Origin of the sequence: Clostridium sp. C8, assembly GCF_001010885.1 — a bacterium.
In the GTDB taxonomy this organism is placed as follows: Bacteria; Bacillota; Clostridia; order Clostridiales; family Clostridiaceae; genus Clostridium; species Clostridium sartagoforme.
Map to the genome: position 1 here is coordinate 1 of NZ_LBMX01000083.1, position 14,843 is coordinate 14,843.

15 protein-coding genes and 1 pseudogene are annotated in these 14,843 nt (G+C 28.7%); 1 reads left to right on the top strand and 15 read right to left on the bottom strand.

All coding sequences use genetic code 11. The features are described from left to right. The 13 genes and pseudogenes from AAT22_RS12945 to AAT22_RS13005 all read right to left on the bottom strand — a co-directional run. Window positions 1-467: pseudogene (locus AAT22_RS12945) on the bottom strand (hypothetical protein); the annotation flags it as partial. 30 nt (window positions 468-497) lie between these two features. Then, window positions 498-1,925: a DNRLRE domain-containing protein gene (locus AAT22_RS18600; RefSeq protein WP_052953962.1), complete on the bottom strand. Its 1,428-nt coding sequence runs from the start codon at window positions 1,923-1,925 to the stop codon at window positions 498-500. A 172-nt stretch (window positions 1,926-2,097) separates the two neighbouring features. Beyond that, on the bottom strand, window positions 2,098-2,892 hold the full coding sequence (locus tag AAT22_RS12955) for an RnfABCDGE type electron transport complex subunit B (protein ID WP_047001537.1): 795 nt from the start codon (window positions 2,890-2,892) through the stop codon (window positions 2,098-2,100). Between the two features lie 12 nt (window positions 2,893-2,904). Beyond that, entirely contained in the window at window positions 2,905-3,483 is a 579-nt protein-coding gene (gene rsxA, locus AAT22_RS12960; RefSeq protein WP_016206483.1) for an electron transport complex subunit RsxA, read from the bottom strand. A gap of 14 nt (window positions 3,484-3,497) precedes the next feature. Next, window positions 3,498-4,217 carry an electron transport complex subunit E gene (locus AAT22_RS12965; protein WP_016206484.1) on the bottom strand — a complete coding sequence of 240 codons (720 nt, stop codon included), beginning with the start codon at window positions 4,215-4,217 and terminating at the stop codon, window positions 3,498-3,500. Between the two features lie 17 nt (window positions 4,218-4,234). Then, window positions 4,235-4,900: an RnfABCDGE type electron transport complex subunit G gene (locus tag AAT22_RS12970; RefSeq protein WP_016206485.1), complete on the bottom strand. Its 666-nt coding sequence runs from the start codon at window positions 4,898-4,900 to the stop codon at window positions 4,235-4,237. Between the two features lie 8 nt (window positions 4,901-4,908). Continuing rightward, a complete protein-coding gene (locus AAT22_RS12975) occupies window positions 4,909-5,799 on the bottom strand; it encodes an RnfABCDGE type electron transport complex subunit D (protein ID WP_016206486.1) in 891 nt (296 codons plus the stop codon). A gap of 30 nt (window positions 5,800-5,829) precedes the next feature. After that, a complete protein-coding gene (locus tag AAT22_RS12980) occupies window positions 5,830-6,753 on the bottom strand; it encodes a 4Fe-4S dicluster domain-containing protein (RefSeq protein ID WP_016206487.1) in 924 nt (307 codons plus the stop codon). Between the two features lie 247 nt (window positions 6,754-7,000). Continuing rightward, entirely contained in the window at window positions 7,001-7,924 is a 924-nt protein-coding gene (locus AAT22_RS12985) for a tetratricopeptide repeat protein (RefSeq protein ID WP_016206488.1), read from the bottom strand. 15 nt (window positions 7,925-7,939) lie between these two features. Further along, window positions 7,940-8,272, bottom strand: a complete 333-nt coding sequence (locus AAT22_RS12990) for a hypothetical protein (RefSeq protein ID WP_047001538.1) — start codon at window positions 8,270-8,272, stop codon at window positions 7,940-7,942. Window positions 8,273-8,290: 18 nt separating this feature from the next. Further along, window positions 8,291-9,424, bottom strand: coding sequence for a Rho termination factor N-terminal domain-containing protein (locus tag AAT22_RS12995; RefSeq protein WP_052953963.1), 1,134 nt, complete (start codon window positions 9,422-9,424; stop codon window positions 8,291-8,293). A 279-nt stretch (window positions 9,425-9,703) separates the two neighbouring features. After that, the gene (locus AAT22_RS13000) at window positions 9,704-11,947 is read right to left on the bottom strand and encodes an AAA family ATPase (RefSeq protein WP_016206492.1); all 2,244 of its coding nucleotides are present in this window, start codon (window positions 11,945-11,947) and stop codon (window positions 9,704-9,706) included. Between the two features lies 1 nt (window position 11,948). Beyond that, entirely contained in the window at window positions 11,949-12,248 is a 300-nt protein-coding gene (locus AAT22_RS13005; protein ID WP_047001540.1) for an ATP-dependent Clp protease adaptor ClpS, read from the bottom strand. A 346-nt stretch (window positions 12,249-12,594) separates the two neighbouring features. Here AAT22_RS13005 and AAT22_RS13010 point away from each other — a divergent pair, with 346 nt between their 5' ends. Beyond that, window positions 12,595-13,002 carry a hypothetical protein gene (locus AAT22_RS13010; RefSeq protein ID WP_016206494.1) on the top strand — a complete coding sequence of 136 codons (408 nt, stop codon included), beginning with the start codon at window positions 12,595-12,597 and terminating at the stop codon, window positions 13,000-13,002. Window positions 13,003-13,111: 109 nt separating this feature from the next. Here AAT22_RS13010 and AAT22_RS19155 read toward each other — a convergent pair whose 3' ends face one another. Both AAT22_RS19155 and AAT22_RS13015 read right to left on the bottom strand, forming a co-directional pair. Continuing rightward, the gene (locus AAT22_RS19155) at window positions 13,112-13,270 is read right to left on the bottom strand and encodes a hypothetical protein (protein ID WP_156174330.1); all 159 of its coding nucleotides are present in this window, start codon (window positions 13,268-13,270) and stop codon (window positions 13,112-13,114) included. Between the two features lie 99 nt (window positions 13,271-13,369). After that, window positions 13,370-14,722, bottom strand: coding sequence for a PTS sugar transporter subunit IIC (locus tag AAT22_RS13015; RefSeq protein ID WP_047001541.1), 1,353 nt, complete (start codon window positions 14,720-14,722; stop codon window positions 13,370-13,372). Between the last annotated feature and the right edge of the window lie 121 nt (window positions 14,723-14,843).

Consider the following 14,843-nt stretch of genomic DNA (forward strand, 5'->3'; position numbering starts at 1 on the left):
GTCACTCCCGTTGCTCCTGTTACCCCGGTTGCTCCTGTTGTTCCTGTTGCTCCAGTACTACTTATATTATCTTTTACGATTACCATTGTAGCTTTTACTGGAACTATTGTAGAATAAAATGCTGTCCCATTACTCAAATTTATTAGTGACATTGTTACAGGTTCTGATATAACATCTATTATACCTATTCCTACAACCTCTCCTGTTTTAATTGGAGAATTACCTTCTAAAAGATCTCCCTGTGATGATGATAGTGCAAAAATTGCTCCATTAGTAGAACTTACTGATTGAGTTGCTACCCACCAATTAACAACATATCTTCCAACTTCATTAAATGTTATTGCACCTGTTGCACTATTGTAAGATATATTACCTGATGAATATACAACCGATTCAAATAATACATTTTCTCCATCTATCACACTTCCGGTAGATAATCTTTCTATTTGTAAAATAATATTACCCATCTTAACCTCCTCTGCATAATATTAGATATTTTATAAAGCTACCTCTGTAATTACTATATTTGCTTGTATTGGAGTATTTCCATACATAACAGTAGCGCCAGTATTATTAATTAATCTTACTGTTGATGGAATTGATGAAATAGTTATTAGTGCACTTCCATTTAACTGCCCAGTTACTATTGGAGATACACTTGGTATTACACCACCACCATTGACTTGTAAATCAAATCTAACAAAGGTAGATGGTTCTGCTCCATCTGTAGCAATCCACCAAGTCACATAGTAGTTTCCTGTAGCATTAATAGTAAATTCACCAGTAGCTGAATTATAGCTAATATTAGAGCTTTGATCATTAAAATTATTAAACAATACAGTTGCTCCATTTAAAATTGTGCTTGCACTTCTACCTAGAAGTTGTGCACTTATTCCTCTTAGCTGCATTGCAGCTCCGGTTGCACCTGTTGCTCCTTGTGGGCCTTGTAGCCCTTGTGGACCTTGTAGTCCCTGTACTCCCTGCGGTCCTTGTACTCCTTGTACTCCTTGTGGTCCCTGTGGCCCTTGTGCACCTGTTGCTCCCGTTGCTCCTGTTACTCCTTGTATTCCCTGTGGACCTTGTACCCCAGTTGCTCCTGTTAGCCCTTGAATTCCTTGTGGCCCTTGAATTCCTGTTGCTCCTGTTGCTCCTGTTGCTCCTGTTGGTCCTTGAATTCCTTGTGGACCTTGAATTCCTGTTGCTCCTGTTGGTCCTTGAATTCCTTGTGGGCCCTGTAAACCTTGCACCCCTTGAATTCCTTGTACTCCTTGAGGTCCTTGAATCCCTTGAATTCCTTGTACTCCTTGAGGTCCTTGAATCCCTTGAATTCCTTGTACTCCTTGAGGTCCTTGAATCCCTTGTACTCCTTGTGGTCCTTGTGGGCCTGTTGGTCCTGATATTGGTGTGTAGCTTATACTTAAATATGGCCAATTATTACTCCTACTTGATGCAAAATATACATTCCCTTGTGAACAACTTATTGCTATGGTCAAACCATAGTTTGGGAATATTCCATTAATCCATCCTACTACTAACTCTCTTATATTAATACTAATATAATTTTTAATATCACTATTTCTAATTGTTCTGTTTATTCCAGTATATACAACTCTAGGTGCTGTAGCAGCTGTAACTATATTCACATTATAGTCTTGTAAATTTCTATATATTTTTAAATTTATACTGTTACAATTTATAAAACATGCAGACGTAATAAATAGATTCAAATTACTATCAACGATATAAATTGGTTCGTTAAATTCGTTAAAATTAAATTTTATTAAAGTTCTAAATTCTCCTGATAAATTCATGCATTTATCGCGGTGGTATCCTACTGCTAAAAAAGGTAAAGCAGAAAAATTTCTGTTTTTTAATCCACTAAAAATAAAAGTATCATCTGAGGTATATATATTTCTATAAAGCAATTATAGCACCTCCTAATCATTTGCTTATTACATAATATTCATAAGTCATAATATGTTTACAAATTGTGATACTTTTTAATCTTTATAATTTTATACTTTCATAAATCTTCATTCTTAAACAAAAAATGTCTTATTGATGATAAAGTTTTATACATCAATAAGACATTTTTTATTAATTAATTGATAATTTTATTGCTCCTGTCGGACATTTTTTAGTACATATTTGGCAGTTTATACATTTAGCATAATCTACTTTAGCTAAGTTATTTACTACATGAACCGCATCCTTTGGACAGTTTCTTTCACACAGCTTACATCCTATGCAAGCCGCTGAACAATTTTCTTTAACATGTCTTCCTATCTCAATATTATTACATTCCACTCTTACTTTTTTTGAAATAGGAACTGATTCAATAAGTCCTTTTGGACAAATATTTATACAAGCTCCACAGTTCGTACATTTATCCACATTAACCTTAGCAATACCATTAACTATTTCTAAGGCATCAAATTCACAGACATTAACACAACTACCAAGTCCTAAGCAACCATATGAACAAGATTTAGAACCTCCTCCTATCATAAGAGAAGCTGTTAAACAATCAGTAACCCCTTCTAAATCGTATCTAACCTTGGCGGAGTCACAATTACCATTACACTTTACAAAAGCAGTCATTTTTTCAGTTAAATCTACCTTTATACCTAAAACCTCACCTATATCTTCTGCTGTTTTAACACCACCTACAGAGCACAAATTTGGTTTTGCGCCTTCCATTACAACGGCCTCTGCATAAGCATCACATCCGGCAAAACCACATCCCCCACAGTTTGCGCCTGGAAGACATTCTCTTAATTTTGGTATTTTAGGATCAACCTTTACTTCAAAGGCTTTTGATGCAAAACCTAATAATATTCCAAAAACTAATCCCAGAATTCCTAAGCTTAAAGTTGCATTTAAAATATTCATACTAAATCCTCCCTAGTGAATTAATCCTTGGAATCCTAAAAAGGCAATTGACATTAAAGCTGCTGTGAATAATGTAATTGGCAAGCCTTTTAGAACTACTGGTATATTTTCATTATTATCTACTCGCTCTCTTATAAATGCTAGCAATACTATAGATAACATATATCCTGACGCAGCTCCTACTCCATTAACTATTGATTCTATAAAACTATATCCTTCTTGTATATTTAATGTTGCTACTCCTAACACTGCACAGTTTGTTGTTATAAGTGGCAAGTATATCCCAAGTGCCTTATGAAGAGCTGGAGATAGTTTTTTCATAGCCATTTCAACAAACTGAACTAATGCAGCAATAACTAGTACATTGGCTATTGTCTTAAGATATTCAAGGTCTAAATTTACTAATATAATATTATATACAAGCCATGACATTATAGATGCTAATGCCATAACAAACATTACCGCAAGTCCCATACCTATAGCCGCATCTTTTTTCTTTGAAACCCCAAGGAATGAACATATTCCTAGGAATTTTGAAAGGACAAAGTTATTTACCAGCATTGCTGATATAAAAATTATAAACAATTCCATTAGTTGCACCCCTCTTAGCTTTTAGATTTATTTTTATCTACTATTTCTATTTTGCTTTCATCTCCACATGATCCTGTTCCACATCCTGAACAGCTTCCGCAACTATGCTCTAGAACTTTTACCTTTTCGCCTGTCTTATACGCTTTTCTAATATTATAAGCATTTAAAACTACCATAAGGCCACCTAATGTAAAAAATGCTCCAGGAGCTAATATCATTATTGATGCTGGCTTAAAGCTTTCAGGTAATATTTGCATTCCAAGTATTTGACCTGCTCCCAACATTTCCCTAAAAGTTCCAATTAACAATAATGCGATTGTAAAACCAAGTCCCATTCCAATGGCATCAAAAATAGAAGGTAATATTGAGTTTTTTGATGCATACGCCTCTGCTCTTCCTAATATTATACAATTAACAACTATTAAAGGTATAAAAATTCCAAGAGAAGCATATAGACTAGGTACATATCCTTGCATTAACATGTCAATTATTGTAACAAATGATGCTATAACTACTATATATGCTGGTATTCTAATTTTATCTGGTACTAATTTTCTTATTGCCGAAATCATCATATTTGAAAATATCAATACCACGGTTGATGCTAATCCCATACCTAATGCATTTTTTGCATTTGTTGTAACTGCAAGAGTTGGACACATAGCCAAAACTTGGACAAAAATCGGATTTTCTGTAATTATCCCATTTTTTAATCTTTCAATTAACTTATTCATTGCTTTCCTCCTAATTATTATTGATTTTCACTAGCTGATGTATCTGCATCTGTATTTTTTTGAGGAGCTGTTTCTTCACTACTAGCTGATGTGTTTGCATCTGTATTTTCTTGTGGCGCTATTTCTTCTCCCTTTATATTTTTTAAATAGAAGGTGATAGCTTCATTTACTGCTGTTACTGATGCTCTACTAGAAACTGTAGCTCCAGATATAGCCTCTACTTCATTATCTTTATTAGGAGTTATTTTAACTAATTCTAAGTAACCATTTGCAGGCTTATCCTTAAATCTTGAGGTAAATTTTTCTTCTGAAATTTTAGCTCCAAGTCCAGGTGTTTCACTATGTGAAAGTACCTTAATACCTGAAATCTTACCATCATTTGATATACCTATTACAAAATCCACGGGACCATGAAACCCCTTTGTAGTAACTTTAATAACATGTCCAACAACATTATTTTCATTTAAGGCTTCATATATTTCTTTTACATTGCCCTCAGTATCTAAGTTATTAATATCCTGAATGCTACTAGCTTGTGGTAATATGTAATTTAAATCTTCTTTACTTACTTTTGAATTTTCTATAATAGCTTCTTTAGTTAAATTGTTAGCAACTCCAAGTAATAATCCTGCAATCATTGTTATAATTAGAAGGATTCCTCCTAGCTTAAAATTTTCTTTCATAATTATACTTAAGCCTCCTTCTTAATTTTTATTTTTTTAGTTGTAAGATATTCTATAAGAGGAGTAAATAAATTAGTTATTATAATTGCATAATAAGGTCCTTCCGGATTGTATCCTTTTACAGAAATAATAGATGCACAAATACCGGCTATTAACCCAAATACATATTGTCCTATTTTGGTCATTGGAGTTGTTCCATAATCTGTAGTCATAAATATAGCCGCTACAAAAAATGCTCCAGGAAGTAATATATCTTTTTCAAAGTAATTATACATAAGCATTGCTGACATTATGAATACTATAGGTCCTCTTAAGCTTATTCTGCCTCTTAATACTAAATAAAGTCCACCAATACATAAAGCTAATATTGAAACTTCTCCTATGCTCCCATTTGCTTGTCCAACAATCTTACTTATTAGTGATACCGATTCTTGAGAAACTTCTGATGCTGCAGATGTTGCATCAGCTACTGGCTTAGCCATTACTCCTGCCCAAGATGCAATTAAAAATGCCTTTGATGATGCTGCTGGATTCATAAAGTTCTGGCCAAGTCCTCCAAAAAACTGTTTAACAACTATTGTTGCAAATATCGATGCTATAATTGGTATCCATAATGGAACGTACGTTGGCATAATAAAGGATATAATCATACCTAAAACTATGGGGCTTAAATCTGTAATAAATCGTCTTTTCCTTACAAATTTATTCCAGAGTCCTTCTGATATAATACTAGTTATAATGGTTGCAGCTATTATTTTTAAAGCATCTATTTTATAAAAATAGATTCCTGCACATATTGCTGGGATTAAAGCAATAATAAAGTCAATCATTATTTTATTAATTTTGTTACCATTTTTAATATGTGGTGCTGGTGATATTTTCAATTTTCTGTTTTCCACACTTTTCACTCCTATTCAGATTTTCTATTGCTATTTAAATGTTTTTGCAGTTTTTATACTTTGCGCAATCTCTATTTTAGATGGACATACAAAACTACATAAACCACATTCAATACACTTTTCTCCTCCAAACTTTATAAACTCATCTTTTTCTTTCATTTTATAAAGTTCTACTAGTTTTATAGGATTTAACCCTTCTGGACATGCTCTTAGACATTTTCCACACCTTATACAACTATAAGCTTCCTCTGATGGTGAATCTTTTTCTGTTAGAAATAATATTCCATTTGAATTCTCATTTATAGGTAAATCTAAATCATATATAGGCGTTCCATTTATACTTCCCCCATCAATGACTTTTTTAAGCAAACTATAATTCCCTTTTAAGTTTTCAAATACTTCTCTATATGTAGTCCCATTTTTTATAGAAATAACTTTTCCACCATCTACAGCATTACCATGAATAGTTGTTAGTATTTCTACTTCCTTTTTATTCAAAGCCTGTCCAAGTGTTACGATTTCCATTAAATCGTAAATAGCAACGTCATTTTTTGATTCTCCATATGCCTTAGATATTAATTTATTTTTATATAAATCAGTTACAGAGGAGACTCTTATAACATCGCCATATGTTTTTAACTCTTCTTGGATATATTTATCTTTTCCATCTACTACAAACTTAATTTCTGATTTTAGCTTAATTTTTTCTATTCCTTTTTTTAAATCTTCTTTTCTCTCTTTAATTATTACACCATATCCATTTAAATTAGGTTGAAAACTAAAAGCTTTTATTATTACTTTCTTACTACTTTTCTCAAAAATTGAAAATACTTTTTTTTCACTTTCTTCTAAACTCAAATTTTCTTTATCAATTGATAATTTTAATATTTTAGTATCTGGTATCGTAAATAATTTATTGTAAATATTTACATTATTAAAAAGATTACTTAACACTACACAAACCTCCAATTTTGTCAAGGTATTATATACCATATTATCCGTATATTTTAACAGTTACGATTTTATATTACCATAAATACAGCTATCTCACAACTTTTGTAATTTATTTAACAAAGGTTTTAATGAAAATTTTAAAACTTCTATATAATATACTAAAAACTCTTGATAAATTTATTAAGTTAACTATTAAATATACCTATTGATAGTTACTTTTTTAACATAAAAATAAGAAAGTAAACTACTATAGCTTACTTTCTAAATATTCATTATATTCTTGTAGACTTCTTACTGCTTCTAATTCTTTATCTTCAATCATATATTCAAAAAACATATCATTAAGTTCTATGCTATTTACTAAATCCTTAAAAGATTTATTTAGTTCTCCTATATTAGCATAAAAACAACTTCTATTATAATATAAAAAACTTGAATCTTTATTATTTTCTATTCCTTTTGTAATTATTTCTATAGCTTTATTAAACTCATTATTTTCTCTATATAATATAGATAAGTTTAGATAACTATACGGATAATATGGGTTTTCATCTATAGATTTTTCATAATATCTTTTGGATTCTTCTTGATTTATGTTTTTAAGTAATACTCCCATATTAAATAAAATTCTAAAGTTATTTGAATCTATGTCTAAAGCTTTAGTCATATAATTTAATGCCTTTTGATATTCTCCAAGTTCCTCATAAATACACCCTAAATTAGCATTTGCCCATAAATCATCTGGAACAAGCTCTAATGTTTTATTGTAATAGTTTATAGCATTTTGCTTATCACTTATTTCATCATAAGCATTGGCTAAATAGAAATATGCTCTATTGTATTTATTATCTAACTCAATAGCCTTTTTATAATAATCTATAGCATCTTCTAGGAATCCGTCTTCATCATATAAAACACCTAAACCATAATATGCTCTTGCATCATTTTTCTCTAATTTTATAACCTCATTATATTTTTCTTCTGAAAGCTCCTTGTATCCTAATTTATCAAATAAAATAGCCATATCTAAAATAAGTTCTATATCTCTTTTACCTTCTAAAAAACTATACGCTTTTTTATAAAACTTTAAAGCTTTTACATATTCTTTTTTTGTTACAAAATCTCTGCCTATATTTATATAGTTTTCGAAAAGATATCTATTATCTTTCATTTTAAACCTCATTTATTAAACAAAATTTTTTATACCATTTATTATTACATTAAAGAAAAATACTTCTATAATTATTATAAAGATTATAACAATTATTATACTCATATTAAAAAATATGGACGCAGAAGCTAAAAAAATGTATATAGATCCTTCTAAAGTTACAATTTCTCCAAACCACTTCGAAAACACCTTTATATTATTTATTTTATCCATTCCAAAATCACTATTTAATACTGAGAAACTTTCAACAATAAATTTCAGTAATATTAAATCCTTTTTTATCGCTACAGTTATTCCAAGTATGAACTCCAAAGCTCCCCACAATAATATCAAATATTTAAAAATCATATTATAAACTCCCCTTTTTTATTTACCACAACATTTTTTATACTTTTTATTACTTCCACAAGGGCATATATCATTTCTTCCTATACTATTTTCCTTTTTGATTGTTTTCTTCTTATTTTCTATTTCTCTTTCAGAATGTCCTTTTAATGTCCACCTTTTAACATTCATTGCTAACTTTTTTAACTCTTCTTTAAGTATCTCTTTTTCTTCTTCACTTTCTATTTCATATGCTTCTAAGAAAATTTCAATTGCTTCAAACAATGGTGCTTCATTTTTTATAGCTATAGAAAAACTTTCTATCTCTTCTTTTAATATCTTTTTATCTATTACAAAAAGCTCATTCAATACCTTTTCTAATTTATTTCCTTCTTTATTTTCTTCTATATAATCTGGCTTAGATGCTTTAAACAATGTTTTTTTATCAAAGCTCATGAAATTCACATCTGAATTCTTATTTCTTTCTTCAATTATAAACATAGGATCTTCAACATCTATATGATAAATTATATCTTCTTCAACTTGATAATCAAAGCCTAATTCTTCTCCATCTAAAAGTAATTTTTTAATTTTATCAATACTAATATCATATTTATATACATCTATTATAAATTTACATAAGTCTTGTATAGTTAATACTCCATAAAAATATATAATTCCTGCTGAAATTTCTATAACTTCTGAATTTATTTTTGAATTTAATTTTAGCTTATTATTAAATTTATTTTTTATTATATCACATAACTCTTTAGGGATTACAGCATACAGTTTTCCTTCACTTACTGATGTGAACATTATTCCTCTATTTCTAAAATAATTAGCATTTATAATTTCCGATGAGAAAAATTGTTTTTTACCAGATAATTTTATAACTTCTTCTAAATACACATATGCGTCTAAGTCTAATAAGTCTAGGGCATAATCAATATTTTCTACAATTACACTAACTATCTTCTCAACTAATTGCGACTTTTTTAATGAAGTAATTCCTTTAATTGAATAATTATTTGCAATTTTTATAAGTTCGTCTTTTGTCATTTTATCTAAATGATATTCTAAAGAGTCATTATTATCTATATCCTTCCATATCTTTTCTTCTTTCTTTATATCTTTCTTTATTATGTCTTCTTGCTTTTTAGTTATATCTTTGTCCATTTGTTCCACCTCTTTATTTCATTTAAAAACATATACAATTATATATGTTTTTATTATTTGTGTACATAATATTTTAGATTAATAAAAAATAGCATATGTAAGTTTTCTTATTCCGGCGTTCTACTTCAAGTCAACTTAAACTTACATATTACCTTTTGTCAACTAAAGAAAAAATTACAAATAATTTTTAATGATAAACTTTTTATAATTTCCAACGAATAAAAATAGATGATATGAATTCTATTATTAAATAATCCATACCATCTTATTATATAAATACTATTTAGTTAAATTCTCTATTTCAAATTTATCATTTCTTACTTTTATCTCGCATTGACCTCCATTAGATAATTTTCCAAATAATAGTTCATCCACTAACAATGGCTTTATTTCAGAGTTTATTACTCTTAATATTTCTCTTGCTCCAAATTCTCTTGATAGACCTTTTTCACTTATAAATTCTACACACTCTTTACTGAATTTTAAATTTACATTTTTACTCTCAAGCTTTTCTTTAAATTTATTTAATTCCTTTTTAGTTATTTCTATAGCTATATCTTTATTTATTTGGTTAAATATAACTACTTTATCTAATCTATTCCTGAATTCTGGAGTAAATACTCTTTTTACTTCATCGCTTACCGCTTCCATCTTTATTGTATTTCTTCCAAAACCAACAAGATTTTTACCAATATCTCTTGCTCCCGCATTTGAAGTCATTATTATTATAGCATTCTTAAAATCAGCTTTTCTTCCTTTATTATCTGTAAGGGTTGCATAATCCATAACTTGAAGCAATACCCCTAATATATCCGGATGAGCCTTTTCTATTTCATCTAAAAGCAATATAGAGTTAGGTTTCCTTCTTATTGTATCTGTAAGAAGGCCCCCTTCTTCATATCCTACATACCCTGGTGGAGAACCTATAAGTTTTGAAGCTGCATGCTTTTCTCCATATTCACTCATATCAAATCTTACTAGCTCTATTCCTAAAGTTCTAGATAACACTTTAGCTATTTCTGTTTTTCCTACACCTGTTGGGCCAACAAAAAGCATTGATGCCACTGGCTTGTTATCGTCATTAAGTCCTGCTCTAGACATTTTTATACATCTTGTCACTTCCTTTATAGCTAAATCTTGACCAAAAATATTGCTCTTAAGCTCATCTTCTAATATTTTAAGTGATTCTATCTCAGTATTTTCAACTGTCTTTTTAGGAATATGGCATATTTTTGATATTATTTCCTCAATTATATTTTCGCTTACTACTCCATCTTTATAAATTTCTCTACTTATATTAATATAAGCTCCTGCTTCATCTATAATGTCAATTGCTTTATCTGGTAAAAATCTATCATTAATATATTTTGAGCTTAATTCTACTGCTGCTTTAATAGCTTCCTTAGTATATTTAACATCATGATATTCCTCAAAATTTTCTTTAATTCCTTCTAATATTTTTATTGTTTCTTCTATGCTTGTTTCTTTAACCTCTACAACTTGAAATCTTCTTATAAGTGCTTTATCTTTCTCAAAATATTTCTTGTAATCATCAAATGTAGTTGCTCCTATAAACCTTATCTTTCCTTCTAATAAATATCCTTTTATTAAATTTCCTCCATCTAATGAACTACCATTTAATGCACCTGCTCCAACTATATTATGAATTTCATCTATATATACAATTGGATTTTCATAAGTCTTTATTTCGTCTAGTATTTGTTTTATTCTTTCTTCAAAATCTCCTCTATATTTGGTTCCTGCAAGTATTGAGCCAATATCTAAAGAAAAGATTTGTGAATTTCTAAGCTTTTCAGGAACATTTCCTTCTTTTATTAGCTTTGCAAGCCCTAAAGTTATTGCAGTTTTTCCAACTCCTGGTTCACCTATATGAACAGGATTATTCTTAGTTCTTCTACAAAGAATTTGGATTGTTCTATCTAGTATATCTTGTCTGCCTATTAATGGATCATTTTCCCCAATAGTTATAGCTTCAGTTAAATTTGTGCAATAACTATTTAAAATACTCTTATTGGGTTTATTTTCTAATTTATTTGTAGTTTTTATTATTCTAATAGCATCTTTAGATACATTTTCTTCTTCATTTTTATTATGAGAAAGTTCAAATAATAACTCCTGCTTACTAATTCCTTGTTTTTCCAAGAAGTATATGGCATAACTATCTTTTAACGCATAAGTTGCTGCTATTACATGTTCTAATGTCACAACACTTTTTTCGCTAAATGCCGCTTGCTGAGTCGCAACTATTAGTATATTTCTTATTCCAAAACTTTCTTCCGGATCTCCATCCTCTTGTTTTTCTACATACTCATTTATATAATTCATTAAATCATTTTCTAACTCTTCAACATTTCCATTTAATTTATTAATTATTTCTTTAAAATTTTCTTCTTCTAAGGCACTTAATAATAAATGTTCTGGTGTTACATATTCATCTTTATTTTCTTTTGCTTTATTATATGCTCTAAGCAATATATTTCTGACTATCTTACTAATATCCATTTCATTCCTCCTCTACAGTAAGTTTAAATGGAAATCCTTCTCCCTTTGCAATAGCCATAGCCTTACTAGCTTTTGATATAGCTATATCATAAGGATATATACCTGCTATACCCTTGCCATTTTTATGAACCTCCATCATTATTTTATTAGCTTCTTCTATATTTTTATTAAAAATATCATTTAAAATAGCAACAACAAATTCCATAGTTGTAAAATCATCATTATGCATGAAAACTATAAACTTTTTAGGTCTTTTTATGTTGATATGTATTTTTTCTATTATGTTAGCATTAGTTTCCAATAATTATTCCTCCATGACATAAATTCATTAATAAAATACTGATAAGTTTTAAAATTTAATTATATATAAATTGCTTAAATACTATTAAGTTCTGGAATAATTAAATTAATTATAAAGTACTTATTGCAACTTATATACTATTATATATAAATTATATTATTTGTAACCATAAAATATCAATAATAATAACTTAATAGCTTTTTGTAAAATTATATTTTTAATAAAATATTATATATATTTTTAATTATTATTTCAACTTTTCTATTTTAAGATACCTTTATTAAATACAGAATATTTATTGCAACTTATATATTTAAAATCATATATTATAATGAGGTGATGAATATTGGAAGAACAAAAAACTTTAAATTTAGGAAATACGACATCTCACGTTAAAGAACCTACAGATCTTACCTTACAAGAAACAAATGAAATGCTTAAACAATTGCCTAAAATTTTAAATCAAATGAAAAATATTATCTTAAGTAATAATCATAATTTGGCTTCCTTACAAATTGAAGTTCAGATTATGAAATCTGAGCAAATGAAATTTAAAAATGATATTACTCAGGTATTAAACATTATATCTGAAAAATTTACAACAATTGATAAACTTCAAGAAGATTTATCCATATTAGATCAAGTATTAGGTAAGAAAATTACTGAGCTTGAAGATGAAATAGTATTGACACAGCAAATGGCTACAAAAAGTTTAAATGAAGTTCTTAAATTTAAGGAGCATTGGAAAATCTAATAGGACTGTAGTTTATGGTACAGTCCTATTAGATTTTATAAGTAATAAATAATTCTTACTTTAATAAAAGGATAAATGAAATTACATTTACCCTTAAATTTATATATTATTAGTTTAATCCTGTAAGCAAATATATAAATAATAAAATACTTATTATTGCACAAATATTAGTTATTGCTTTAGATTTTCTTTTTTTAACATCTTCATCATTTTTATTTTCTGTTGAATAACTAAATAAATGTGTAAATTTATAAAGGAAATTTTTCATACTATCAACTCCTAAAATTTGTGCAAAAAGGACAGTTTTTACACTATCCTTTTTACTTTTCATTTTATTTTATTATTATTTATAGGGCGTTATTATAATTTATAATGAGCTTGCTTGTTCACAAGCAATTTCAGCTTGTTCTGTTTCTAAATTTTTCTTATCTGCATAAGCCACGAATGGTAAGTAAATTAATACTGAAACTGCGATATTTATTAATGCTACTGCACCTGCTTGCCATTGGCCAGTTGCTAAAATAGCTGATATAACTGGAGGACAAGTCCATGGAACTACTGCTGATGCTGGTGCAACAAAATTCATTGCACTTAATGTATATGCAATTATTGCTGATACCATTGGAGCTAATATAAATGGTATAATATATATTGGATTTAACACTATTGGTAATCCAAATATAACTGGTTCATTGATATTAAAGAATGCTGGTCCAGTTGCAATATTTCTAATTGATTTATTTATAGCACTCTTTGATTTAAATATCATCGCTATCATTAAAGCTGCTGTTATTCCTGAACCTCCAAGATTAACATAAGAATCTAAGAATTGGCTGTTTATTATATTAATCCCTTGAGTGTTTCCTGCTGCTATAGCTGCCATATTTTCAGCTGTTAATGCAAGGAATATTGCATTTATAACTGGAGCTAATATATTTGATCCATGTAATCCAAAGAACCATAATACTTGTTGTATAAAAATTAGTAATAATAATACTGGTAAAGAATTTGCAAGACCCATTAATGGTTTTTGTATTAATGTGTAAACATGCATATAAACTTCTTTGTATCCTAAAGCTTCTAATATAGCAAATACTACTCCTACTAAAGTTAAAGTAATCATTGTTGGTAATAAAGCTGAAAATGATCTTGATACTGCTGGTGGTACTCCATCAGGCAATTTAATAACTAATTTCTTATTTTGAGCTAATTTAGCAAAAATTGTACCTGTAATTAAAGTAACTATTAAAATAGTAATTAATCCTGAAGGTCCAAGCCACTTTGTAAATAAACCTGGTTCCCATCCAAGTGTTCCTGCATCAAATCCTCCCCAAGTAACTGGAGCTTTGTAATCAAACATATTTGTTAAAATTAAGCTTGATGCTAAAGTAACTAATCCTGTTGCAAAACCATCGACATCATAGGATTTACCTAATGCATATCCTATTGATATTGCAGCGAATAACCCCATTAAGAACATTGATCCACCATAAACATTTAATGCAATTACATCTAACCAATGTAAAGGCATACCTGCTGCAAATAAATCTTTAACTGATTGAATTGGAAAATTGTGAATTAAAAGACCAAAAGAACCAATAATCATAAGTGGCATTATTGTAGCAAAACCATCACGTATAGCTACTAAGTGTCTTTGAGCACCTATTTTAGATGCTATTGGAACAATATAACGTTCCATCCAGTTCATGAATTTTTCCATTTAAAATCCCCCTTAAATTTTGATTTATATTTACTGATTTCCTCTTAAATATTTTTTTACTGATAATTTCATTGTAAAGAGTAATCAGTTAATAGACATTTTAAAATCCTTTACATAAAAG

Excerpts from the sequence above, each read along its gene's own strand:
- AAT22_RS12990 (WP_047001538.1), bottom strand. The coding sequence starts at position 8,272 with ATGATTTTTAAATATTTGATATTATTGTGGGGAGCTTTGGAGTTCATA.
- AAT22_RS12995 (WP_052953963.1), bottom strand. The coding sequence starts at position 9,424 with ATGGACAAAGATATAACTAAAAAGCAAGAAGACATAATAAAGAAAGAT.
- rsxA (WP_016206483.1), bottom strand. The coding sequence starts at position 3,483 with ATGGAATTGTTTATAATTTTTATATCAGCAATGCTGGTAAATAACTTT.
- AAT22_RS13015 (WP_047001541.1), bottom strand. The coding sequence starts at position 14,722 with ATGGAAAAATTCATGAACTGGATGGAACGTTATATTGTTCCAATAGCA.
- AAT22_RS12970 (WP_016206485.1), bottom strand. The coding sequence starts at position 4,900 with ATGAAAGAAAATTTTAAGCTAGGAGGAATCCTTCTAATTATAACAATG.
- AAT22_RS12955 (WP_047001537.1), bottom strand. The coding sequence starts at position 2,892 with ATGAATATTTTAAATGCAACTTTAAGCTTAGGAATTCTGGGATTAGTT.
- AAT22_RS12965 (WP_016206484.1), bottom strand. The coding sequence starts at position 4,217 with ATGAATAAGTTAATTGAAAGATTAAAAAATGGGATAATTACAGAAAAT.
- AAT22_RS19155 (WP_156174330.1), bottom strand. The coding sequence starts at position 13,270 with ATGAAAAATTTCCTTTATAAATTTACACATTTATTTAGTTATTCAACA.
- AAT22_RS12985 (WP_016206488.1), bottom strand. The coding sequence starts at position 7,924 with ATGAAAGATAATAGATATCTTTTCGAAAACTATATAAATATAGGCAGA.
- AAT22_RS13000 (WP_016206492.1), bottom strand. The coding sequence starts at position 11,947 with ATGGATATTAGTAAGATAGTCAGAAATATATTGCTTAGAGCATATAAT.